Genomic DNA, 21,082 nt, shown 5'->3' with positions numbered 1-21,082 from the left:
GCCATAACTTTGCGCAAGCGGCTGGCAGTTTGGGGTAAGATAAAAATATAACGAGCGTTCTTTTTTCGCTCTTTTTTAAAAACAAGGAGACCAGAATGAAAGCTGTGGTGTGCGAAAACTGGGGAGCGCCAGACACCCTGAAAGTGCAAGAATTACAAGATCTGCAAGCGGGTTCCGGACAGGTGGTCATCGACGTGCAAGCGGCCGGTGTAAATTTTCCGGACGTATTAATCGTGCAAGGAAAGTATCAATTCAAGCCAGAGCTGCCATTTGTTCCGGGCAGCGAAGTGGCCGGCATCATCCGCTCAACCGGTAGTGATATGACCACCTTTAAAGCCGGCGACAAGGTCATCGCCTTCGCCCCTACCGGTGGTTTTGGACAACAACTATTAGCGCCAGTGCAATCGTTGATTCCAATGCCGCCCGGCATGGATTTCGACACCGCAGCCGCCATCACCCTCACCTACGGCACCTCCTATCACGCGATAGTCGACCGCGCCATGCTAAAAAATGGTGAGAACATGCTAATTCTTGGCGCAGCTGGAGGGGTAGGCCTGGCTGCAATAGAGATAGGAAAAGCCCTTGGCGCCCGCATTATTGCTTGCGCCTCCACCGATGAGAAGCTGGAAGTCTGCCGCCAGCACGGCGCCGACGTCCTGATTAACTACAGCAAGGAAGATTTACGCGAAGCGGTAAAGGCCGCGACGGGCGGCAAAGGCCCGGACGTGATTTATGACCCTGTCGGCGGCGAGTATGCCGAACCGGCATTCCGTTCGATCGGGTGGGGAGGACGCTACCTGGTGGTCGGCTTCGCCAACGGCGAAATTCCGAAATTGCCGCTGAACCTGACCTTGCTCAAAGGTGCATCACTGGTCGGCGTATTCTGGGGTGAATTCACCAAACGTGATCCAAAAGGCAACGCCAGCAATATGCGCCAACTGCTGCAATGGTTACACGAAGGCAAAATCAAACCCCACATTTCCGGACGCTACAAACTCGAAGACGCCGCGCAAGCGCTCAAAGACATGGCCGCCCGCAAGGTCACTGGCAAGGTGATTGTATTGCCGCAATCATAAAACCCAATCCGGGGTCAGTTCTTGCAATCCAACACGAGCTCAGCTATTCAATAGTTGAGCTCGTGTTGGATTGCAAGAACTGACCCCGGATTTTGATACTGAAAGTTACTGATCAGAATTCTTGTTTTTGAAGAATTCGAGGACGACGTCTTGTTCGCGCGTGCGTTTGAAGGACGGTAAACTCTGCCAGATGCGCTTGCCGTAAGGCTTGGAAATCACGCGCGGATCGCACAACATCAGCACGCCCTGGTCTTTTTCATCGCGGATCAGACGGCCTGCGCCCTGCTTCAGGTTGATGATGGCTTCCGGCAGAGTGTGGTGCATGAAGCCGTTTTTGCCCTGTTTTTCCATCACTTCGATGCGCGCGGCCAGTACCGGATCATCCGGCGGCGCGAACGGAAGCTTGTCGATAATCACCAACGACAGCGCATCACCCCGCACGTCCACGCCTTCCCAGAAACTCTGTGAACCGATCAGCACGCCATTTCCTGCTTTCCGGAACTGATCCAGCAGCTCGGTGCGGCCTTTGTCGCCTTGCACAAACAGCGGGAATGGCAGACCGCGCTTCTCGAATTCGTCGCGCAGGCGCTCGGCGGCACGCTTTACCGCGCGCAAAGTCGTGCACAAAAGGAAAGTTTTTCCGCCTGCCGCCTCGATGACCGGCAAGGCCAGATCTAGCACAGCGTCCGTGTAACCGAAGGAATTCGGGTCCGGCAAGCCGGTGGGCACGTACAAAATACCCTGTTCTTCGTAATTGAACGGGCTCGGCCACGACATCGACGGCTCCTTGTCCAGGCCCATTTGCTCGGAAAAATGGCTGAAGTCGTTTTTCACCGCCAAGGTTGCGGAGGTGAAAATCCAGCTGCGCGGCACGCCTTCGCGCTGGCCGTTGAAGATCGGCGCGATCGACAGCGGTGTCTTGTGCAGCTGCAAGGATGAGGCGAACGCTTCAACCCAGAACACGGCTTCTTCGCCTTTGGCGACCCTGGCCTTGGGATCAAATTTCCATGCCGCCAGGCGCGCCACCAGTTCCACGCCGCGCTGGCGGCATTGTTCCAGCGTTTCGGCGCGTTCCGCCTGCTTTTCCAGCACGGCCATCATGCCGTCCAGCTCGTCCTTCAAGGTTTCCAGCGCCGGGAAGAAGTCGCTCGACGGCGCGATTTGCGGCAGCGACAGGCGCACGATGTCCTGAGGGAAAGTCAGGCGCAGGTCGCGCGCCGCCTTTTCCACCACGGTAACGACCTTGCCCCAGTCGGCGCCATCGCGCGCGTTGGACAGGCCTTCGGCCAGCACATCGCGGCACAGTTCCAGCACCTGGGACGTGGAAAACGTGTCGCCGAAGAACAGGGTGGCGGTATCCGGCAGTTGGTGCGCCTCGTCGAAGATAATCGTGTTGGCGGACGGCAGCAGTTCGGCGACGCCCGAGTCTTTCAGCGCCACGTCGGCGAAGAACAGGTGGTGGTTGACCACCACCACGTCCGCCTGCTGCGCTTCCTTGCGCGCCTTCATGATGAAGCAATCCTGGTAATACTGGCACTCCGCGCCCATGCAGTTGTCGCGCGTTGAGGTCACCAGGTTCCAGATCAGGGCGTTTTCCGGCACACGGGCTAGCTCGGCCTTGTCGCCGGTCTTGGTCATCTTGAGAAAACGCGAAATTTCGCGCAGATAGCCGACGTCATCGCGCGAGGTCATGCGGCCATTCTGCAGCGTGCGCTCCAGATGATAGTGGCACAGGTAGTTCGAACGCCCCTTCAACAGCGCTACCGACACCGGCGCCTGCAGCGCACTGCGCACCGAAGGAATGTCGCGCAGGAACAGCTGATCCTGCAAGTTCTTGGTCCCGGTCGAAACAATGGTCTTGCCGCCCCACAGCAGCGCCGGCACCAGATAGGCAAAAGTTTTGCCCGTGCCCGTGCCCGCCTCGGCAATCAGCGTGGTCTGGTTGGCAATCGCCGACGCAATTGCCTTGGCCATTTCGGTCTGCGAGCGGCGCGGGCGGAAGTCGCCCACGGCCGGCCCCAGCGGGCCGCCAGCGCCAAACAGGCGCTCGACCTCGGAATCGTACTTGCCGGGAGGCTGTTCAGGGGTGGCGCCGATGATGGCGGGCGTGGCGTCTGCGGACGGTGGGAGGTGTTCGGTCAAAATAAATCGGCTTGTGGCGTTATTTACGCCGGGACGTCAGGTACCAGCTGCATTTTAAGCAAAGTGATATGGTCTTTCAGTTGCAGCTTGCGCTTTTTGAGACGGCGCAATTGCAGTTGATCGTGGTGTCCGTCCAGCGTGAGCATATCGATGACCGCGTCCAGATCGCGGTGTTCGACGTCGAGTTCGATCAAACGACGTTGGATATCTTGTACATCAGTCATATTTCTCAGCCAAATAGTTTCACTGGAACAACAGGGACGCGACTACACATTGCAAACAAACTGGGACACGGTGCATAGTTTAATCTACGGCGGCGCTGCCGCCAACAGAATGATCGCGCAGGATACCGTGTCAGCCATGAGCGCCTACAAAATCGAAGCCGGGACCGCCCAGCACATCGGCCAACGCCCCCAGCAAAACGACCGGGTCGCGCTGTACACGGCAGCCCAGGCGCCCGGCTATGTCATGGCGGTGCTGGCGGATGGCAATCACAGCCCCATCGCCGCCGATCAGGCTTTACTCACCAGCAAGCACCTGTTTGATGAATTCCGCGTCGGCGACAGCGCCAACCTGCCCCGCCTGCAGGAGCTGCTGCGCAGTATCGCGCTGGAAGTCCACCAGGTCATCAAGATGAGCCCGATCGCCGCCGTGGCCGAGCCGCAAAGCGCGCTTGCCCTGCTGGTGCTGACGCCGCAGGCGCAAGCCGTGTGGGCGCATGTGGGCGATGCACGCATCTACCGTTTTGCCGGCGAGACCTGCGCCATGCGCACCAACGACAGCGCCTATATTGAGCATCTGGTCAATGTCGAGCAGCTGCCGGCGGAAGCGGCAAAGAAGCACCGCAGCTCGCGCCTGCTGCATAACGTGATCGGCAACAGCATGAAAGAGCCGTTTGTCACCGTCGGCTGCCACCAGGGCTTGCAGGCCGGCGATGCGCTGATGCTGTGCTCCGATGGTTTATGGCAGCTGTTCCGGCCCGAGGAGCTGGCCGCAGCGGTGGCCCGCAACACGCCGCGCCAGGCGGCCGAACGCCTGATCGGCAAGGCCGGCGAGCGGGCGCAAGGCAAAGGCGACAACTGCTCAATGGCCATCATCAAGCTGGTGGCACCACCGCCTCAGGCCCCCGCCTACACGGTGCAGCAGATGCGCCGCGCCGTGTGATTACTTCTTGGAGGCTGCTGCGGCGGCTTGTGCTTCCGCTTTTTTCTTGTCCGCTTCGGCGCGCTCGGCAGCTGCCTTCGCTTTCTCGGCGTTTTCCGCTTTCTTGCGCTCGACCTGGGTCTGGCGACGTTCGGACTCGGCTTTCTTCTTCTCGTAGGCCTGGACATTGGCGGCGCGCTTGGCTGCTTCGGCAGCGTCCTGCTGTTCCAGACGCTTGATCTTGGCGGCGTGTTCGGCCTCACGGTCGGCTACGCGCTGGCCGCTTGGCGCCGGAGCAGGCGCTTTCTCTTCCTTGGCCGGTTTGGCGGGCTGGGCGGCACGCAGCGCCGCTTCGTCCGCATCCTTGCGTGCGCGTTCAGCCAGGTCGCCATCGCGCCTGGCGACAGAGTCGGCACGCTTGAAGTGCTGCGCATCGACTTCCCGCGCACGGATTGCGGACAGCGCCACGCGGCGTTTTTCCTTGGCCTTGTCCAGACAGTTATTGACGAAGAATTTGGCCGAGCATTCGCGCTCGCTGGCGGCAAATTCCTCGTTGGCGGCGGCGCGGTCGCTGGCCACCTGCACCAGTGCGGCATCGGCCTGCGCCACCGAAGTTACGTTCTGGGCCTGTGCCGTCATGGTGATGACGGCGGCGCCCAGCAATGCGATAAGTGCTTTCATATCCTGATCCGATTACGCCAGCGACGCTGCAGCGCCGCGCTGCTGGCGGTTCATGTATTCCTGCGACTGCATCTCGACGATGCGCGACACGGTGCGATGGAATTCGTTGGCCATGGCGCCGGTCGTGTACAGCTCTTCCGGCTCGACTTCGGCCGACATCAGCAGCTTCACGCCCTGATCGTAGAACACGTCGATCAGCCAGGTGAAGCGGCGCGCTTCCGACGACATCGATGCCGACATCATCGGCACCCCGGACAATATCACGGTATGGAAACGGCTGGCGATTTCCAGGTAATCGTTCTGCGAGCGCGGCCCGCCGCACAGCGTGTTGAAGTCGAACCAGATGATGGTGCCGGCGCGGCGCAGCGCGCGGATCTCGCGCGCCTCAATGCGGATCACCGGATCTTCGTCGGCCGTCTCGGCAACGCTGGCGTAGGCGTCGCGCAGCGCCTGATCGGTCTTCGCGTTGAGCGGCGTGTAGTAGGCCTCCACCTGCTCCAGCGCGCGGCCACGGTAGTCGATGCCGGCGTCGATATTCATGACGTCCAGCTTTTCGTACAGCAGATCGATAGTGGGCAGGATGCGGTCGCGGTGCAGGCCGTCCGGATACAGCAGCTGCGGATCGTAGTTGGAGGTCATGATGAAGGACACGCCGTTATCAAACAGCGCCTTCAGCAGGTTGTACATGATCATGGCGTCGGCCACATCGGAGATGTGGAATTCATCGAAGCAGATCAGACGGTATTTCTTGGCCACGCGCTTGGCCACTTCATCCAGCGGATCGGCAACGCCGCGCAGATCATCGAGCTGGCGGTGCACATCGCGCATGAATTCATGGAAGTGCAGGCGCGTCTTGCGCACCAGCGGCACCACCGAGAAGAAGCTGTCCATCAGGAAGGACTTACCACGTCCCACGCCGCCCCACATGTACACGCCTTTCGGCACGGCCGGACGGTTAATCAGGCGCCTGAAGGTGCTGGAGCGCTGCGACTTGTATTCCACCCACTCGTCATAGCATTGCTGCAGACGGTTGATCGCGCGCAGTTGCGCGTCATCGGGCTTGTAGCCGCGCTGCGAGAGCGCATTGTGGTAGTACTCTTGGACGTTCATCGTGTTCATTCGGCACAAACAAAAACGGCGGGCCATGGCGGCCCGCCTTACAACGGCTACGTCATCAACTTAGAAGTTGAGCGTACGTTTATCGATTGCCAGCGCTGCTTCCTTGGTCGCTTCCGACAGCGAAGGGTGAGCGTGGCAGATGCGTGCGATGTCCTCAGCCGAAGCTTTGAACTCCATCGCCACTACCGCTTCCGAAATCAGTTCCGAAGCCATAGGACCGATGATGTGCACACCGAGGATTTCGTCGGTGGTGGCGTCGGCCAGGAACTTGACCATGCCCGAGGTATCACCCAGCGCGCGTGCGCGGCCGTTGGCCAGGAACGGGAAGGTGCCGGCTTTGTAAGCGACGCCGTCGGCCTTCAGTTGCTGCTCGGTGCGGCCAACCCACGCGATTTCCGGCGAGGTGTAGATGACCCAAGGGATGGTGTTGAAGTTGGTGTGGCCATGCTGGCCAGCGATACGCTCGGCCACTGCCACGCCTTCTTCTTCCGCCTTGTGCGCCAGCATCGGGCCGCGCACCACGTCACCCACTGCCCATACGCCTGGCAGGTTGGTTTTGCAGTCGTCGTCGACAGCCACGAAACCACGCTCGTCCAGCGCCAGGCCAACTTTGTCCGCCGCCAGGCCGTTGGTGTTCGGGGTACGGCCGATCGATACGATCAGCTTGTCGAACACGGTGGTGGTGGCTTCGCCCTTGGCGTTTTCGTATTCCACGGTGACGTTGTTGTCGCCCTTGGTGATCTTGCCGATCTTGCAGCCCAGGTTAATGCTCAGGCCCTGTTTGGTGAACAGCTTGTTGGCTTCCTTGGCGATCTGCTCGTCCACGGCGCCCAGGAACACTGGCAGGCCTTCCAGCACGGTCACTTCCGAACCCAGACGACGCCATACCGAACCCATTTCCAGGCCGATCACGCCGGCGCCGATCACGCCCAGCTTCTTCGGCACTTCGCCGATGGTCAGCGCGCCGGTGTTCGACAGGATCAGTTTTTCATCGAAGTCTGCGCCAGGCAGAGCACGGGCGTTGGAGCCGGTGGCGATGATCACTTGCTTGCCGGTGATGGTCTCGTTGGCAGGCGCCGAGATGGCCAGCGGGTAGCCTTCAGCAGTAGCGGCGCCAGCGAAGGCAGCACGGCCGTGGAAGAAGGTCACTTTGTTTTTCTTGAACAGGAACAGGATGCCGTCGTTGTTTTGCTTCACAACGGTGTCTTTGCGCTTGATCATTTGCGGCAGGTTCAGCGACAGGCCGGCAACGTCGATGCCGTGGTCCTTGAACGCATGGCCGGCGTGCTCGTAGTGTTCCGACGATTGCAGCAGTGCTTTCGATGGGATGCAGCCGACGTTGGTGCAGGTGCCGCCTGGTGCAGGGCCGCCCTTTTCGTTTTCCCACGCGTCCACGCAAGCAACCGAGAAGCCTAGTTGTGCAGCACGGATAGCGGCGATGTAACCGCCAGGACCGGCGCCGATGACTACTACGTCAAATTGTTTACTCATTTTTTAATTTCCAATCAGTTCGTCTTCTGGGACGAAGATCCACAAGAGAATGTATATCGCCAGACCGAAACCAAAGGTCAGCACAAACAGTACAAACAGCAAACGCCAGATCCACGATTCGACACCGCTGATGCGGGCCAGGCCACCGCAGACGCCACCGAGCCAGCGGTCGGTGCGCGCACGGCGCAAGCGCGAAAAATCGCTGCTGGCGCCCGGGCTTTCTTCCTTGTTCAGCAAACGGGCCTTGGCAGCCGCGAACTCTTCGTCCGACAGCGCACCCGCCTGATGCAGTTCGTGCAAACGCTTGATTTCTTCAGCAACGCTCATTCCACGATCCTCTTAGTTAAACCCTGCAATCGTCAGGGTCTGACCCCGTACGGGGTCAGACCCTGGTGTGCCGGGGTCGCCGGACAAATTACAGGTCCAGCAGCAGACGTGCAGGATCTTCCAGCGCTTCCTTCATGGCCACCAGGCCCAGCACGGCTTCGCGGCCGTCGATGATGCGGTGGTCATAGGACATCGCCAGGTAGTTCATCGGACGAACAACGATCTGGCCGTTTTCAACCACGGCGCGGTCTTTGGTCGCGTGCACGCCCAGGATCGCCGATTGTGGCGGGTTGATGATCGGGGTCGACAGCATCGAGCCGAAGGTGCCGCCGTTCGAGATCGAGAAGGTACCGCCGGTCAGGTCGTCCAGGGTCAGCTTGCCGTCCTTGGCTTTGGCGCCGAATTCACCGATTTTCTTCTCGATGTCAGCGATCGACATTTGGTCAGCATTGCGCAGGATAGGCACCACCAGGCCGCGTGGCGAACCCACTGCGATACCGATGTCGAAGTAGCCGTGGTAGACGATGTCATTGCCGTCCACCGATGCATTGATGATCGGGTATTTCTTCAGCGCGGCAACTGCAGCCTTGACGAAGAACGACATGAAGCCCAGCTTGACGCCATGCTCTTTCTCGAACTTGTCTTTGTACTTGTTGCGCAGTTCCATGACTGGCGCCATGTTCACTTCGTTGAAGGTGGTCAGGATGGCGTTGGTCGATTGCGACTGGATCAGACGCTCAGCGATACGTGCACGCAGACGGCTCATCGGCACGCGCTCTTCTGGACGGTCGCCCAGGTTGGCAGCGGCTGGTGCAGCAACTTGTGCCAGTGCTGGCTTGGCAGCAGGTGCGGCCAGTGGCGCAACGGCCGGGGTAGCAGGCGCCGAAGCTGCCAGGGCGTCGCCCTTGGTCACGCGGCCATCTTTGCCCGAACCGGCAACGTCGGAAGCCGACAGGCCTTTTTCCGACAGGATCTTGGCAGCGGCAGGCATCGCCACGTCGCCTTTCGAACCACCGGTTGCAGCAGCTGGTGCAGCGGCGGCAGGCGCAGCGGCAGGTGCTGGAGCAGCGGCAGCAGCAGGTGCGGCAACAGCAGCGCCGCCTTCGGTGTCGATAATGGCGATCAGTTCGTCAGCAACCACGGTGCTGCCATCGCCCTTGATGATTTGCACCAGGGTGCCGGCCGCCGGTGCTGGCAGTTCCAGAACCACTTTATCGGTTTCGATATCGATCAGGTTTTCGTCGCGCGCAACGGTGTCGCCGACTTTTTTATGCCAGGTCAGCATGGTCGCTTCAGCGACGGATTCCGACAGTTGGGGAACTTTGACTTCGATTTTTGCCATGTAAAACTCCGTATATTTTGTTTTTGCGGCGCCGCCCCGCGTAGCAAGGCGGCGCTCCGTTCAATGTGTAGTGACGCTTATTTGGTCAGGAGCCGGGCGACTCGCCCGGCGCCTTCGCGCATCACTTCGTCAGGATGAAGCCTTTGAGCTTCGAGAAGGCGGTTTCCAGCAGCTCTTTCTGTTGAGCGTAGTGCTTGTCGTAGTAACCGACAGCTGGCGATGCCGAGGCTGGGCGGCCGGCGTAAGCCAGGCGTTGGCCAGCGTCCATGCTCTCGAAGATGTTGTGCTGAATCTGGAACCATGGGCCCTGATTCTGCGGCTCGTCCTGCGCCCACACCACTTCGGTCAGGCCTGGGAACTTTTTCAGTTCGGCAGCGAAGGCCTTGTGCGGGAACGGATACAGCTGCTCAACACGAACGATGGCGGTATCGGTCTGGCCGCGGGTTTTGCGTGCATTGACCAGGTCGTAGTAGACCTTGCCCGAGCAGGCGATCACGCGTTTGACTTTCTTGGCGTCGATCTTCTCGTCCACTTCACCGATCACGGTCTGGAACGCGCCTTTGGCCAGGTCGGTCAGCGGCGAGCCGGCATCCTTGTTACGCAGCAGCGATTTCGGGGTCATGATGACCAGCGGCTTGCGGAACTGGCGCACCATCTGGCGACGCAGCACGTGGAAGATCTGCGATGCGGTGGTTGGCTGCACCACTTGCATATTGTTGTCCGCGCACAGCTGCAGGAAGCGCTCTGGGCGCGCCGACGAGTGCTCTGGACCCTGGCCTTCGTAGCCGTGTGGCAGCATCATGACCAGGCCGGAAGCGCGGCCCCACTTCACTTCGCCGGAGCTGATGAATTGGTCGATCACGACCTGGGCGCCGTTGACGAAGTCGCCGAACTGGGCTTCCCAGATGGTCAGGGTGTTTGGTTCAGCGGTCGAGTAGCCGTATTCAAACGCCAGCACTGCCTCTTCCGACAGCACCGAGTCGATCACGGTGAATGGCGCCTGGCCTTCTGCGATGTTCTGCAGTGGCACGTAGGTGCCTGCGTCCCAGCGTTCACGGTTCTGGTCGTGCAGCACAGCGTGACGGTGCACGAAGGTGCCACGGCCAGCATCCTGGCCGGTCAGGCGCACTGCGTAGCCCGACGATACCAGCGACGCGAAGCCCAGGTGTTCGCCCATGCCCCAGTCCAGGTTGACTTCACCACGGCCCATGGCAGCGCGGTCAGCCAGCACTTTCTCGACCAGCGAGTGGACCTTGAAGTTTTCCGGCACGGTGGTGATGCGGGTGGCCAGGCGTTTCAGTTCGGTCATCGGCACGGCGGTGTCGGCAGCGTCGGTCCATTTCTTGTTCAGGAACGGCAGCCAGTCAACGGCGTACTTGTTCTTGAAGTTGGAGATCACTGGATCGACGGTGTGCTTGCCGGCGTCCATCGCGTCGCGGTAGGCGGTTTGCATTTGTTCGCCGCCGTCGGCCGGGATCACGTTCTGGGTAGCCAGCTTGTCGGCATACAGCTTGCGGGTGCCTGGGTGCTTGCCGATTTTCTTGTACATCAGCGGCTGGGTCAGCGCTGGCGTGTCTTGCTCGTTGTGGCCCAGTTTGCGGTAGCAGATGATGTCGACCACGATGTCCTTACCGAACTCGGTGCGGTAGTCCATGGCGATCTGCGACGCCAGCACGGTGGCTTCCGGATCATCGGCGTTCACGTGCAGCACCGGTGCTTCGATCATCTTGACGACGTCCGAGCAGTAGATGGTCGAACGGGCATCGCGCGGGTCGGAGGTGGTGAAACCGATCTGGTTGTTGATCACGATGTGCACGGTACCGCCGGTGCCGTAACCACGGGTTTGCGCCAGATTCAGGGTTTCCATGACCACGCCCTGGCCAGCGAATGCAGCGTCGCCGTGGACCAGGATAGGCAGGACCTGTTTGCCGCCATGGTCGCCACGGCGATCCATACGGGCTTTGACCGAACCTTCAACCACTGGGTTGACGATTTCCAGGTGCGATGGGTTGAACGCCAGCGACAGGTGGACAGGACCGCCAACGGTCGAGATGTCCGACGAGAAGCCCTGGTGGTATTTGACGTCGCCCGCTGGCAGGTCGTCACCGTGCTTGCCTTCGAATTCTTCGAACAGGTCTTTTGGTGCTTTGCCCAGGGTGTTGACCAGCACGTTCAGTCGGCCGCGGTGGGCCATGCCGATGACGATTTCTTGCACGCCTTTTTCGCCGGCGCGCTGGATGATTTCATCGATCGAGGCGATGAAGGTTTCGCCGCCTTCCAGCGAGAAGCGCTTCTGGCCAACGTATTTGGTGTGGAGGTAGCGCTCCAGGCCTTCGGCCGCAGTCAGACGCTCCAGGATGTGCTTTTTCTTTTCCGGGGTGAAGTTCGGGGTCGAGCGGATCGACTCCAGGCGCTCTTGCAGCCAGCGCTTTTCGGTCGGGTCGGAGATGTACATATACTCTGCGCCGATCGAACGGGTATAGGTGTCGCGCAGGTAGTTCAGCAGGTCGCGCAGGGTCGCGGTCTCTGGGCCGAAGTAGGTGTTGCTGATGTTGAATACGGTGTCCATGTCCGCATCCGAGAAGCCGTAGAAGCTTGGCTCCAGTTCCGGAATGCTTGGACGCTCCTGACGTTGCAGCGGGTCCAGGTTGGCCCAGCGGGAGCCCAGGTAACGGTAGGCTGCGACCAGCTGAGTCACGGCAACGCGCTTGCGGCCCATTTCGGCGTCGGCGGAGGCGGTTACGGTGCGGATGGGACCTGCTTTGGCGCGCTCGGCGAAGGAGGCGATGACGGAGGCGTGGGCCACGTCGGGTTTGTTGGAACCATCGACTGCCGGGACGTGCTGCATGGCGTCGAAGTAAGCGCGCCAGTTGTCTGGGACGGAGCCTGGATTGTCGAGGTACGCTTCGTACAGTTCCTCAACGTACGGGGCGTTCCCACCAAACAGGTAGGAGTTGGACGTGTATTGTTGCATCATTCTTGCTCACCTTTCTTCGCGCTTCGCGAGGAATTAGCGGGTTAATCTAACCTTCCGCGACACGGCCTGACCGGTTAGCGGATTGCACATCAAGTTGTGGGGGAAGGGCTATTTGTTTGGGTTATACCTAAAACGGGTCCTTCAGCATAGCACCGGTATTGTATCCCAACAACCATTGGCGCGACAAAATCCGGATGAATCTTTCGCCGTTAATTTTAACTTAAGCCGCATGGATGCTGGTTGCCCACGCAATGTTTTCATATTTTTAACGGTTTTTTGCCATCAAACCAATTCAGTAACAAGTCCAGCATGGTACGCAAGGCTGGCGGCATATGCTGGCGCGAAGTGTAGATGCCATAGATCCCCATGCGCTGCGGAGTGTAGCCTGGGAGCAACGCCACCAGCCTGCCATCGGCGATCAGCGGCGCCGCGCTATACAGCGGCTGCAGCGCGATGCCGGCGCCCTGCTCCGCCGCTTTCAGCAGGATCAGGTCTTCATTGGCGGACAGGTTGCCGCTGACCGGCACCGACAGCGCGGCGCCATCCTGCCCGCGCGTGAATTGCCACAGGCTTTTGCCGAAATAGGTGTAGGTCAGGCAATTGTGGCCCGCCAGGTCCTGCGGCTGCTGCGGCGTGCCGCGCTCCTTGAGGTAGGACGGCGCTGCGCACACCACCGAATCGCAGTTGCCCAACTGACGGGCGATCAGGTTCGGCTCCAGTGTGTTGGTGACACGCAGCGCCAGGTCGATGCGCTCCTCGATCAGGTTGACGGCGCGGTTATTCATTTGCAGATCGACCGCCGTGCGCGGGTAGCGCTTCAGGTAGGCGCCGACGGCACTGGCCACCTCGGCCTGCGCCAGCGACTGCGAACACGTGATGCGCAGCAGGCCCTGCGGCACATCGGCCTCGTCGCCGGCGGCAACGGCCATGTCGTCCGCCACCTCCAGCATGCGGCGGCAGCGCGCCAGCGTGACGTCGCCGGCATCGGTCAGGCTCAGGCGGCGCGTGCTCCGCTGCAGCAGGCGCGCGCCGGCCCACTCCTCCATCTCCGCCAGATAGCGCGTGACCATGGCGCGCGACATGTCCAGCGCATCGGCGGCGGCAATCATGCTGCCCCGCTCGGCAATGCTGACAAACACCCGTGCAGCTGTGATGCGATCCATGATTCGTCCGATTTATGCAATTAATAAAGCCAGAATAACCTATTTTTCTATCGGATTAAGAAATTTAAGATAGCGTCATTCTTACTTTTCTGGAGTTGACCATGTTGAAGCAAGCCCTGCTGACCGCCGCCCTCGCCACCACCATCAGCGCCCACACCGCGCCGCTGAAGCTGGACGTTTTCAATCCTGGCGAAGCCGCCATCTTCCCGGTCGCCTCAGTAATCGTCAGCGGCGCCAAGGATGCGGTGCTGATCGACGCCCAGTTCTCGCGTGGCGAAGCCGTGAAACTGGTGGAGAAGATCAAGGCCGGCGGCAAGCGCCTGACCACCGTCTACATCAGCAATGATGATCCGGACTACTACTTCGGCCTGGACGTGATCCACGCCGCCTTCCCGGACGCGAAAATCGTCGCCCTGCCTGACGTCATCGCCGGCATCGAGCGCAAGAAGGCCGCCAAGGTCGCTTACTGGGGTCCGATACTGAAAGACAACGCGCCGCATGAAGTGATCGTGCCGCAGCCCCTCAAAGGCAATGTCATCACGCTGGAAGGCCAAAAGCTGGACATCACCCGCGAATACGTGTGGATTCCATCGATCAAAGCCGTGGTAGGCGGCGTCGAAGTGTTCAACGGCCTGCACGTGTGGACCGCCGACAGCCAGACGCCGGAATCGCGCAAGCAGTGGCTGTCCACGCTGGACCGCATCGCCGCGCTGAAGCCAACCACCGTGGTGCCAGGCCACTTTGCACCATCGGCGCCGCTGACGCCGGACAGCATCGCCTACACCCGCGACTACCTGGTCAAGTTTGAAGGCGAAACCGCCAAAGCCGCCGATTCGTCCGCGCTGATCGCCCGCATGAAACAGCTGTATCCAAATGCCGGCCTGCAAAGCGCGCTGGAAATCAGCGCCAAGGTCGCCAAGGGCGAAATGAAGTGGTGAAGTGGTAATGCGCTGAGACGAGGCGGCGACAGCGGCGGTGAAGTGATACACTGCGCCGTCGTTGTTTATCCCCTCTTCCCATGCACACCCTTGAGCAGTTGCGCAGCGGCGCGCTGGCAGGCATCACGCGCCTGACCTTGCGTTGCGGCCTCACCGAATTCCCGCGCGAGATCTACGCGCTGGCCGACAGCCTGGAAATTCTCGACCTCTCCGGCAATGCCCTGAGCGCGCTGCCGGACGATCTGCACCGGCTGCACAAGCTGCGCATCATTTTCTGCTCGGACAATCTGTTTGAAGAACTGCCAGCGGTGCTGGGCGCGTGCCCGGCGCTGACCATGGTCGGCTTCAAGGCCAACCGCATCCGCCACGTGCCCGCCGCCGCCCTGCCCGCTGCGTTGCGCTGGCTGGTACTGACCGATAACGCTATCGAAGAGCTGCCTGCGGCCCTGGGCGAACGCCCGCTGCTGCAAAAGCTCATGCTGGCCGGGAACCGCCTGCGCGCGCTGCCCGCGTCCATGGCCCAGCTGCACAAACTGGAACTGCTGCGCATCGCCAGCAACCAGTTGACCGCGCTGCCGGACTGGCTGCTGTCGCTGCCGCGCCTGACCTGGCTGGCTTATGCCGGCAATCCGCTGTGCGACCAGCTGGAAGACACGCTGGTGCACACGCCGTCCGCCGCCATCCCGTGGTCCGCGCTGACGCTGCGCGAAAAGCTGGGCGAAGGCGCCTCCGGCATCATCCACCGCGCCGACTGGCAGCGTGGCGCCGGCTCCGCCCAGCCAGTCGCCGTCAAGCTGTTCCGCGCCGCCATGACCAGCGACGGCTCGCCGCTCAGCGAAATGGCGGCCTGCCTCGGCGCCGGCGCGCATCCGAACCTGATCCCGGTGCTCGGCCACGTTGCAGACCATCCCGACGCCACCCACGGCCTGGTGATGGCGCTCATCGATCCGGCCTTCCACAATCTGGCCGGCCCGCCAAGCCTGGACAGCTGCACGCGCGACATCTACGCCGCCGGCAAGCGCTTCGGCCTGCCGGCGGCGCTGGCGATCGCGCGCGCCATCGCCTCCGCCGCTGCGCAACTACACCGCCACGGCATCATGCACGGCGACCTGTACGCCCACAACATCCTGCACGACGACCACGGCCACACGCTGCTGGGCGACTTTGGCGCCGCCTCCTTCTACGACGCCGCCGGCCCGCAGGCCGACGCCATGCAGACATTGGAAGTGCGCGCCTTCGGCAACCTGCTGGAAGAACTGCTGGACCGCTGCGACGCCGCGCCAGCCGCGTTGCGTGAACTGCAAGCCGTCTGCCAGCAAGGCCAGCCACGCTTCGCCCGCATCCAAGAACAGCTAGACAATCCATTCTAGATATTTTATTCTACATCCATGAGTACCGCCAATCTGCCCAAACCGACCGCCTCCGAACTGGAGATGCTGCGCCTGCTGTTCGCGCTCGGCCCCGCCACTGCGCGGCAAGTGCACGAAGCCGCTCTGGAAACGCGTCCGGACATGAACTACGCCACCGTGCTGCGCGTGCTGCAAGTGATGCACACCAAGGGCTTGCTGGCGCGCGATGAAAGCCAGCGCGCCCACGTCTACGCGCCGGTACAGGAGCAGGACTCCGTCCAGACCAACCTGCTCAAGGACCTGATCCAGAAAGCCTTTGCCGGCTCAGGCAAAGCGCTGGTGCTGGCCGCCCTGCGCGGCGGTCATGTCAGCAAAAAAGAACGCGAAGAAATCCAGGCCCTGCTCGACCAGGAAAAGTAGCACTACAATGGTGCTCCTTTCACTGCGCACCATCAGATGACTACTCGCTTCTCTTCCTGGCCCGAACGGGCGCATCCTGTTCTGGCTGTCATGCTGGGCGTGGCGATATGCGCCGTGCCTGTCGTGCTGCCGCACGCCGATCTGGCAAACCTGCCCGCCAATCTGTTTGCCTATACGTTCTGCTGCGTGCTCGTGTACCCGTTTGCGGCGCTGCTGCGTCACCGCATCACCAGCCTGCCGTCCATCTGGGGCATCGCCGCGCTGTTCCTGCTGGCGGCCTGCTTCTACCACACCAACATCATCGCCGAAACCGCCAGCAGCGCCTGGCCGCAGCGGCGCGATGTGACGCTGGATAAATTCCTGTACAACCTGCCTCAGCTGACGCTGGGCGTGCTGGGCTGGTGGCTGCTGGTGCTGCGCCCGGACCGCCGTCACAGGGAGTCGTGACAGCCATGCCAAAGAAATTAGCCTCACTGGACGACCACGTTCAAGATATCACCGAGTCACGCGGCCGCAGCCATGCCGGGCGATTCCAGGCCGTCCCTGAGGGGACCGAACTGGTGGGCGACGTCGTGATCGACAGCTGCAGCGCCGTTGCCGCCGCATTTGCCGCCGACGGCTTCAAGTGGGCGAAAAGCGGACTGCGGTTTTCACGCAAGGCCGGCCCATTCACCCAGATCGTGTCGTTTCAGGCCGACAGCGCCAACACCTCCGGCCATCATGTTGCCGTTGCCATGCACGCCCAGGTGAAGTCCGCTGCGCTGGAAAAGTGGCGTCAAATAAACCATGGCGTGACGGACAGCGCCACCGTCTGGACCACGCAAGCCGGCTATCTGAGCCCGGCGCACACTTACCTGAAATGGCAGCTGGTGGATGCACACACCCGCGCCAACGAAATCCAGAGCATGATCGAGACTGTGCGCAGTATCGTGCTTCCCGCGTTCGATGCCTGCTCGTCCATGGAAAGCCTCAGCACCCATCTGCTTGCACGTCCGGAGATCACCCGGTTTCCGGACTGGGCGCTCGACATTGCACTCTGGGTTGACAACAAGCAGGCGGCCGAGGGCCTCATTAAAATTTTCCTGGAATCCCGGGCCGACCTGGCGGCTTTCTTCTATCAGGAATATCAACGCCAGCGCCAAACGCCCGTTGTTGGCAAAGCGGCAAACCGCTACCAGGCGTTTGTACGGCTTTGCATAGACGCCTCGCTGCAGATACCGGCGTAGCGCGCACCGGCCTATTGCCTCATCAGGAAATTTCCGCTATATTGAACACCAGTTCTTTATAGCGGATTTTGTTCAAGCCAATCTGTTATAAATTATTTAGCATCAAGAGTCGGTTATCCGACGCCAACCTGCCTACCCGGGCAAGGTGGAAGCCTTTACGGCGATGCGGCCTATTAACGGCAACGAAGCGGGCGCACATGGTTTGCTCCGAATCGAGCCAAGCTTTCTGGAGAAACCATGACGACTCTTACCGCCCACTCCCCCGACAACGTCAGCGCACTGGACAACCAGTTCCGCATGACCCATACCTTTCATCTGCTGCTGGGCGCCAGCGAACCGGTCGCCGGCCAGCTGGAATCGACCTTGAAAAGTTCAAACGCGCGCGTCGACAAATGGCTTATCCTGCGTCGTGGCGGCTGTTACGAGCACAGCATTACTGTGGGCGGCATCGGCGAGGCGTCCGCGCGCGCGTTGCGCAAGGCGTTTGCCAGCCTCAACAGCGAAATCAAGGTCCACGTCGAACACATGCTGCACTTTGACAGCGCCGTGTCGATTTCGCGTTAAGTCATACGTCGTCATGTCAGGATGGCGGCAAGGGACTGGCGCGCGACACGCGCGTACGGTGGGCGCTGGAAGAAGCCGGTCTGGCCTACGAAGTACGGCCCGTGTCGTTTGCTGCGATGAAGGAGCCGGCGCATCTGCGGCTCCACCCTTTTGGCCAGATCCCGACCTACGAGGAAGGCGAGCTGGCGCTGTTCGAGTCCGGCGCCATCATTTTTCACATCGCCTCGCACCACCCAGGTTTGCTGCCGGATGACGCCAATGCCCGCGCCCGCGCGATCACCTGGATCTTTGCCGCCCTCAACACCGTGGAGCCGCCGATCCTGGAAATCGCCACCGCCAAGTTCCAGGAAGGCGACAAGCCGTGGAGCAAAGAGCGTATGCCGTTGATTGCAGACCGCATCCGCCAGCGCCTGAATCAACTCTCCGCACGCCTCGGTGATGCCGACTGGCTGGATGGCGCGTTCAGCGCGGGTGACTTGATGATGGTTTCGGTGCTGCTCCAGCTAAGACCATCCGGCATCCTGGACGAATTCCCCCGCCTTGCCGCCTACGTCGCCCGTGGCGAAGCCCGCCATGCCTATCAACGCGCCTTTGCCGATCAACAGGCGTTCAACACGCGGCCGACAGCGTAGCCGGACCCGCTGTCTTCAGGAACCCACCATGTCCCAGAATATCTACGACAACCAAGCCTTCTTCGACGGCTACGCGCAACTGCCACGCTCGCAGCGAGGTCTTGATGGCGCGCCCGAATGGGCCGCGATCCAGGCCATGCTCCCGGACCTGTCAGGAAAACGGGTGATCGACCTTGGCTGCGGCTACGGCTGGTTTTGCCGCAGCGCCCGCGCCGCAGGGGCGGCGGAAGTCGTTGGCATCGACCTGTCCGAGAAAATGCTGGCCCGTGCACGGGAGCTGACCGACGATGCCGGCATCAGCTACCGGCTCGGCGACCTTGAACAGCTCGCACTGCCCGCTCAGGCGTTCGATCTGGTCTACAGCTCGCTGACCTTGCACTACCTGCCCGACCTTGCGCCGCTGCTGGCGGCCATCCATCAGGCGCTGCAGCCGGGCGGATGGCTGGTGTTCTCCACCGAACATCCGATTTACACCTGCCCGACACGCCAGGCCTGGCTCACGGATGACGATGGCCAGCGCTCCTGGGCCGTCAACAATTATCAAAACGAAGGCCCGCGCATCAGCAACTGGCTGGCCGACGGCGTACGCAAGTACCACCGGACCTTGGGCACCACCTTGAACGCGCTCATGGCTGCCGGCTTCACACTTCGCCATGTCGAGGAATGGGGGCCGAGCGCGCAGCAGATCGTGGCCACGCCGGCGCTGGCGGAAGAAGCGCAGCGGCCGATGCTGGTGCTGGTCTCGGCGCAGCGTTAGCGCATCCATCAGCGATTGCTCGCCGTAAGGACGAAAAAAAACGGGCCGAAGCCCGTTTTTTTTTGTGCTGCATACAACCGTGGATTAACGCTTGTCCAGCGGTGGTACGTCGCGGGTGGTCGCGCCAACGAACAGCTGGCGTGGACGGCCGATTTTCTGTTCCGGGTCGGCGATCATTTCGTTCCACTGGGCGATCCAGCCGATGGTACGTGCCATCGCGAAGATGCCGGTGAACAGCGAGACCGGGATGCCCAGTGCCGATTGCACGATGCCCGAGTAGAAGTCGACGTTCGGGTACAGTTTGCGCGACACGAAGTATTCGTCGTTCAGTGCAATCTTTTCCAGTTCCATCGCCAGTTTGAACAGCGGGTCGTCTTGCAGGCCCAGTTCGTTCAGCACTTCGTAGCAGGTTTCGCGCATCAGCTTCGCACGTGGGTCGAAGTTTTTGTAGACGCGGTGACCGAAGCCCATCAGCTTGACGCCGGAGTTCTTGTCTTTAACCTGCGCGATGAACGCCGGGATGTTCTCGACCGAACCGATTTCTTTCAGCATGTTCAAGGCCGCTTCGTTGGCGCCGCCGTGAGCAGGGCCCCACAGGCAGGCGATACCAGCAGCGATACAGGCGAACGGATTGGCGCCCGACGAACCAGCCAGACGCACGGTCGAAGTCGAAGCATTCTGTTCGTGGTCAGCGTGCAGGATCAGGATACGGTCCAGCGCGCGCACCAGCACGTCGTTGACTTTGTATTCTTCGCATGGGTTACCGAACATCATGCGCATGAAGTTGGCCGAGTACGACAGGTCGTTACGTGGGTACATGAACGGCTGGCCGATCGAGTACTTGTACGCCATGGCGACCAGGGTCGGCATCTTGGCGATCAGGCGGATAGCCGAGATTTCACGCTGCTTGGCATCGTTGATGTCCAGCGAGTCGTGGTAGAACGAGGCCAGCGCGCCAACGGTGCCGACCAGTACCGACATCGGGTGCGCGTCGCGGCGGAAGCCGCGGAAGAAGAATTGCATCTGCTCGTGCACCATGGTGTGCTTGCCGACGGTCTCGACGAATTCTTTTTTCTGCGCCGCGTTTGGCAGTTCGCCGTTCAGCAGCAGGTAGCACGATTCCATGAAATCGGCGTTCACGGCCAGCTGTTCGATTGGGTAGCCGCGGTATTGCAGTTCGCCTTTGTCGCCGTCGATGTAGGTGATCGACGAGTTGCACGCTGCGGTCGACATAAAGCCTGGATCGTAGGTGAACTTGCCGGTCGCGCCGTACAGTTTACGGATGTCGACGACGTCAGGACCAACGGTGCCTTTGTAGATCGGGAATTCGACCGATGGGCTGCCATCGGAGAACGACAGAGTGGCTTTGTTATCAGAGATATTCATGGACTCTTCCTTCTTGGAGAGATGATGCGAGTAAAAAAAGCAAAAATTCTGGGTGTGTCTTACGCTTGGCGCAACCGCTGCAGCAACGCGTGAACGTGCGGCAGATCGACGTCGCCTTCCGGCTCTTTACGGGCCAGTACCAGATCCATCAGGGCATTGTCCGACAAGTCGAGGAGCCGCGTGAACGCGTCCACTTCGTCGTCGGTCAATTCGGTTTCATGCGCATCCAGAAAACGGGTGAGGATGATGTCGTTTTCCAGCAGACCCCGGCGGGAGCGCCAGCGCAGGCGGGCGCGGTTGGCTGGGTCGGACTGATGCGCAGAGTGATTTGTTTCAGTCATAGTCATGC

Annotated in this window: 21 protein-coding genes and 1 riboswitch; of the genes, 10 read left to right on the top strand and 11 right to left on the bottom strand. The window is 60.9% G+C overall.

The window, feature by feature from the left end; translation table 11 throughout:
• The first annotated feature begins 95 nt into the window (after positions 1-95).
• On the top strand, positions 96-1,076 hold the full coding sequence (locus GTP58_RS01940; RefSeq protein WP_161076068.1) for an NADPH:quinone oxidoreductase family protein: 981 nt from the start codon (positions 96-98) through the stop codon (positions 1,074-1,076).
• Between the two features lie 105 nt (positions 1,077-1,181).
• On the opposite strand, the gene GTP58_RS01935 is transcribed toward GTP58_RS01940, so the two are convergent.
• On the bottom strand, positions 1,182-3,218 hold the full coding sequence (locus GTP58_RS01935; RefSeq protein ID WP_072780842.1) for an ATP-dependent DNA helicase: 2,037 nt from the start codon (positions 3,216-3,218) through the stop codon (positions 1,182-1,184).
• Between the two features lie 23 nt (positions 3,219-3,241).
• Positions 3,242-3,442, bottom strand: a complete 201-nt coding sequence (locus GTP58_RS01930; protein WP_008450659.1) for a YdcH family protein — start codon at positions 3,440-3,442, stop codon at positions 3,242-3,244.
• Between the two features lie 136 nt (positions 3,443-3,578).
• Here GTP58_RS01930 and GTP58_RS01925 point away from each other — a divergent pair, with 136 nt between their 5' ends.
• On the top strand, positions 3,579-4,382 hold the full coding sequence (locus GTP58_RS01925) for a PP2C family serine/threonine-protein phosphatase (RefSeq protein WP_161076067.1): 804 nt from the start codon (positions 3,579-3,581) through the stop codon (positions 4,380-4,382).
• On the opposite strand, the gene GTP58_RS01920 is transcribed toward GTP58_RS01925, so the two are convergent.
• From GTP58_RS01920 to GTP58_RS01890, 7 genes are all read right to left on the bottom strand, one after another.
• Entirely contained in the window at positions 4,383-5,042 is a 660-nt protein-coding gene (locus GTP58_RS01920) for a hypothetical protein (protein ID WP_161076066.1), read from the bottom strand.
• A gap of 12 nt (positions 5,043-5,054) precedes the next feature.
• A complete protein-coding gene (gene zapE, locus GTP58_RS01915) occupies positions 5,055-6,152 on the bottom strand; it encodes a cell division protein ZapE (protein WP_161076065.1) in 1,098 nt (365 codons plus the stop codon).
• Positions 6,153-6,221: 69 nt separating this feature from the next.
• On the bottom strand, positions 6,222-7,652 hold the full coding sequence (gene lpdA / locus GTP58_RS01910) for a dihydrolipoyl dehydrogenase (protein WP_072780846.1): 1,431 nt from the start codon (positions 7,650-7,652) through the stop codon (positions 6,222-6,224).
• Between the two features lie 3 nt (positions 7,653-7,655).
• Positions 7,656-7,979, bottom strand: coding sequence for a PspC domain-containing protein (locus tag GTP58_RS01905; RefSeq protein WP_161076064.1), 324 nt, complete (start codon positions 7,977-7,979; stop codon positions 7,656-7,658).
• 88 nt (positions 7,980-8,067) lie between these two features.
• On the bottom strand, positions 8,068-9,321 hold the full coding sequence (gene odhB, locus GTP58_RS01900; protein ID WP_161076063.1) for a 2-oxoglutarate dehydrogenase complex dihydrolipoyllysine-residue succinyltransferase: 1,254 nt from the start codon (positions 9,319-9,321) through the stop codon (positions 8,068-8,070).
• A gap of 121 nt (positions 9,322-9,442) precedes the next feature.
• Positions 9,443-12,298, bottom strand: coding sequence for a 2-oxoglutarate dehydrogenase E1 component (locus GTP58_RS01895; protein ID WP_161076062.1), 2,856 nt, complete (start codon positions 12,296-12,298; stop codon positions 9,443-9,445).
• A 257-nt stretch (positions 12,299-12,555) separates the two neighbouring features.
• Positions 12,556-13,461: a LysR family transcriptional regulator gene (locus GTP58_RS01890; protein WP_161076061.1), complete on the bottom strand. Its 906-nt coding sequence runs from the start codon at positions 13,459-13,461 to the stop codon at positions 12,556-12,558.
• Between the two features lie 101 nt (positions 13,462-13,562).
• Here GTP58_RS01890 and GTP58_RS01885 point away from each other — a divergent pair, with 101 nt between their 5' ends.
• The 8 genes from GTP58_RS01885 (at position 13,563) to GTP58_RS01850 (ending at position 19,347) form a co-directional block, all read left to right on the top strand.
• A complete protein-coding gene (locus GTP58_RS01885) occupies positions 13,563-14,399 on the top strand; it encodes an MBL fold metallo-hydrolase (RefSeq protein WP_161076060.1) in 837 nt (278 codons plus the stop codon).
• Positions 14,400-14,479: 80 nt separating this feature from the next.
• Complete coding sequence (locus GTP58_RS01880; RefSeq protein ID WP_161076059.1) at positions 14,480-15,769, top strand: leucine-rich repeat-containing protein kinase family protein; 1,290 nt, start codon at positions 14,480-14,482, stop codon at positions 15,767-15,769.
• An 18-nt stretch (positions 15,770-15,787) separates the two neighbouring features.
• On the top strand, positions 15,788-16,168 hold the full coding sequence (locus tag GTP58_RS01875) for a BlaI/MecI/CopY family transcriptional regulator (protein ID WP_072780858.1): 381 nt from the start codon (positions 15,788-15,790) through the stop codon (positions 16,166-16,168).
• A gap of 36 nt (positions 16,169-16,204) precedes the next feature.
• Complete coding sequence (locus tag GTP58_RS01870) at positions 16,205-16,615, top strand: hypothetical protein (RefSeq protein WP_072780859.1); 411 nt, start codon at positions 16,205-16,207, stop codon at positions 16,613-16,615.
• 5 nt (positions 16,616-16,620) lie between these two features.
• Entirely contained in the window at positions 16,621-17,394 is a 774-nt protein-coding gene (locus tag GTP58_RS01865; RefSeq protein WP_161076058.1) for a hypothetical protein, read from the top strand.
• A 94-nt stretch (positions 17,395-17,488) separates the two neighbouring features.
• Positions 17,489-17,591: riboswitch (SAM-I-IV-variant riboswitch) on the top strand.
• 40 nt (positions 17,592-17,631) lie between these two features.
• On the top strand, positions 17,632-17,958 hold the full coding sequence (locus GTP58_RS01860; RefSeq protein WP_161076057.1) for a hypothetical protein: 327 nt from the start codon (positions 17,632-17,634) through the stop codon (positions 17,956-17,958).
• A 35-nt stretch (positions 17,959-17,993) separates the two neighbouring features.
• Entirely contained in the window at positions 17,994-18,590 is a 597-nt protein-coding gene (locus GTP58_RS01855) for a glutathione S-transferase family protein (protein ID WP_161077232.1), read from the top strand.
• 28 nt (positions 18,591-18,618) lie between these two features.
• Positions 18,619-19,347, top strand: coding sequence for a bifunctional 2-polyprenyl-6-hydroxyphenol methylase/3-demethylubiquinol 3-O-methyltransferase UbiG (locus GTP58_RS01850; protein ID WP_161076056.1), 729 nt, complete (start codon positions 18,619-18,621; stop codon positions 19,345-19,347).
• Between the two features lie 84 nt (positions 19,348-19,431).
• Here GTP58_RS01850 and gltA read toward each other — a convergent pair whose 3' ends face one another.
• Positions 19,432-20,733: a citrate synthase gene (gltA, locus tag GTP58_RS01845; RefSeq protein WP_072780866.1), complete on the bottom strand. Its 1,302-nt coding sequence runs from the start codon at positions 20,731-20,733 to the stop codon at positions 19,432-19,434.
• A gap of 59 nt (positions 20,734-20,792) precedes the next feature.
• On the bottom strand, positions 20,793-21,074 hold the full coding sequence (locus GTP58_RS01840; protein ID WP_161076055.1) for a succinate dehydrogenase assembly factor 2: 282 nt from the start codon (positions 21,072-21,074) through the stop codon (positions 20,793-20,795).
• Between the last annotated feature and the right edge of the window lie 8 nt (positions 21,075-21,082).

Source organism: Duganella sp. CY15W (assembly GCF_009857555.1).
Lineage (GTDB): Bacteria > Pseudomonadota > Gammaproteobacteria > Burkholderiales > Burkholderiaceae_D > Rugamonas > Rugamonas sacchari.
This window is presented reverse-complemented; position numbering and strand designations above follow the sequence as displayed.

What these genes read in the sequence shown, in the direction of transcription:
- lpdA (WP_072780846.1), bottom strand. Translation starts at nt 7,652, where the DNA reads ATGAGTAAACAATTTGACGTAGTAGTCATCGGCGCCGGTCCTGGCGGT.
- GTP58_RS01930 (WP_008450659.1), bottom strand. Translation starts at nt 3,442, where the DNA reads ATGACTGATGTACAAGATATCCAACGTCGTTTGATCGAACTCGACGTC.
- GTP58_RS01880 (WP_161076059.1), top strand. Translation starts at nt 14,480, where the DNA reads ATGCACACCCTTGAGCAGTTGCGCAGCGGCGCGCTGGCAGGCATCACG.
- odhB (WP_161076063.1), bottom strand. Translation starts at nt 9,321, where the DNA reads ATGGCAAAAATCGAAGTCAAAGTTCCCCAACTGTCGGAATCCGTCGCT.
- GTP58_RS01870 (WP_072780859.1), top strand. Translation starts at nt 16,205, where the DNA reads ATGACTACTCGCTTCTCTTCCTGGCCCGAACGGGCGCATCCTGTTCTG.
- gltA (WP_072780866.1), bottom strand. Translation starts at nt 20,733, where the DNA reads ATGAATATCTCTGATAACAAAGCCACTCTGTCGTTCTCCGATGGCAGC.
- GTP58_RS01860 (WP_161076057.1), top strand. Translation starts at nt 17,632, where the DNA reads ATGACGACTCTTACCGCCCACTCCCCCGACAACGTCAGCGCACTGGAC.
- GTP58_RS01885 (WP_161076060.1), top strand. Translation starts at nt 13,563, where the DNA reads ATGTTGAAGCAAGCCCTGCTGACCGCCGCCCTCGCCACCACCATCAGC.
- zapE (WP_161076065.1), bottom strand. Translation starts at nt 6,152, where the DNA reads ATGAACGTCCAAGAGTACTACCACAATGCGCTCTCGCAGCGCGGCTAC.
- GTP58_RS01920 (WP_161076066.1), bottom strand. Translation starts at nt 5,042, where the DNA reads ATGAAAGCACTTATCGCATTGCTGGGCGCCGCCGTCATCACCATGACG.
- GTP58_RS01850 (WP_161076056.1), top strand. Translation starts at nt 18,619, where the DNA reads ATGTCCCAGAATATCTACGACAACCAAGCCTTCTTCGACGGCTACGCG.
- GTP58_RS01865 (WP_161076058.1), top strand. Translation starts at nt 16,621, where the DNA reads ATGCCAAAGAAATTAGCCTCACTGGACGACCACGTTCAAGATATCACC.
- GTP58_RS01905 (WP_161076064.1), bottom strand. Translation starts at nt 7,979, where the DNA reads ATGAGCGTTGCTGAAGAAATCAAGCGTTTGCACGAACTGCATCAGGCG.
- GTP58_RS01925 (WP_161076067.1), top strand. Translation starts at nt 3,579, where the DNA reads ATGAGCGCCTACAAAATCGAAGCCGGGACCGCCCAGCACATCGGCCAA.
- GTP58_RS01875 (WP_072780858.1), top strand. Translation starts at nt 15,788, where the DNA reads ATGAGTACCGCCAATCTGCCCAAACCGACCGCCTCCGAACTGGAGATG.
- GTP58_RS01940 (WP_161076068.1), top strand. Translation starts at nt 96, where the DNA reads ATGAAAGCTGTGGTGTGCGAAAACTGGGGAGCGCCAGACACCCTGAAA.
- GTP58_RS01895 (WP_161076062.1), bottom strand. Translation starts at nt 12,298, where the DNA reads ATGATGCAACAATACACGTCCAACTCCTACCTGTTTGGTGGGAACGCC.
- GTP58_RS01840 (WP_161076055.1), bottom strand. Translation starts at nt 21,074, where the DNA reads ATGACTGAAACAAATCACTCTGCGCATCAGTCCGACCCAGCCAACCGC.
- GTP58_RS01890 (WP_161076061.1), bottom strand. Translation starts at nt 13,461, where the DNA reads ATGGATCGCATCACAGCTGCACGGGTGTTTGTCAGCATTGCCGAGCGG.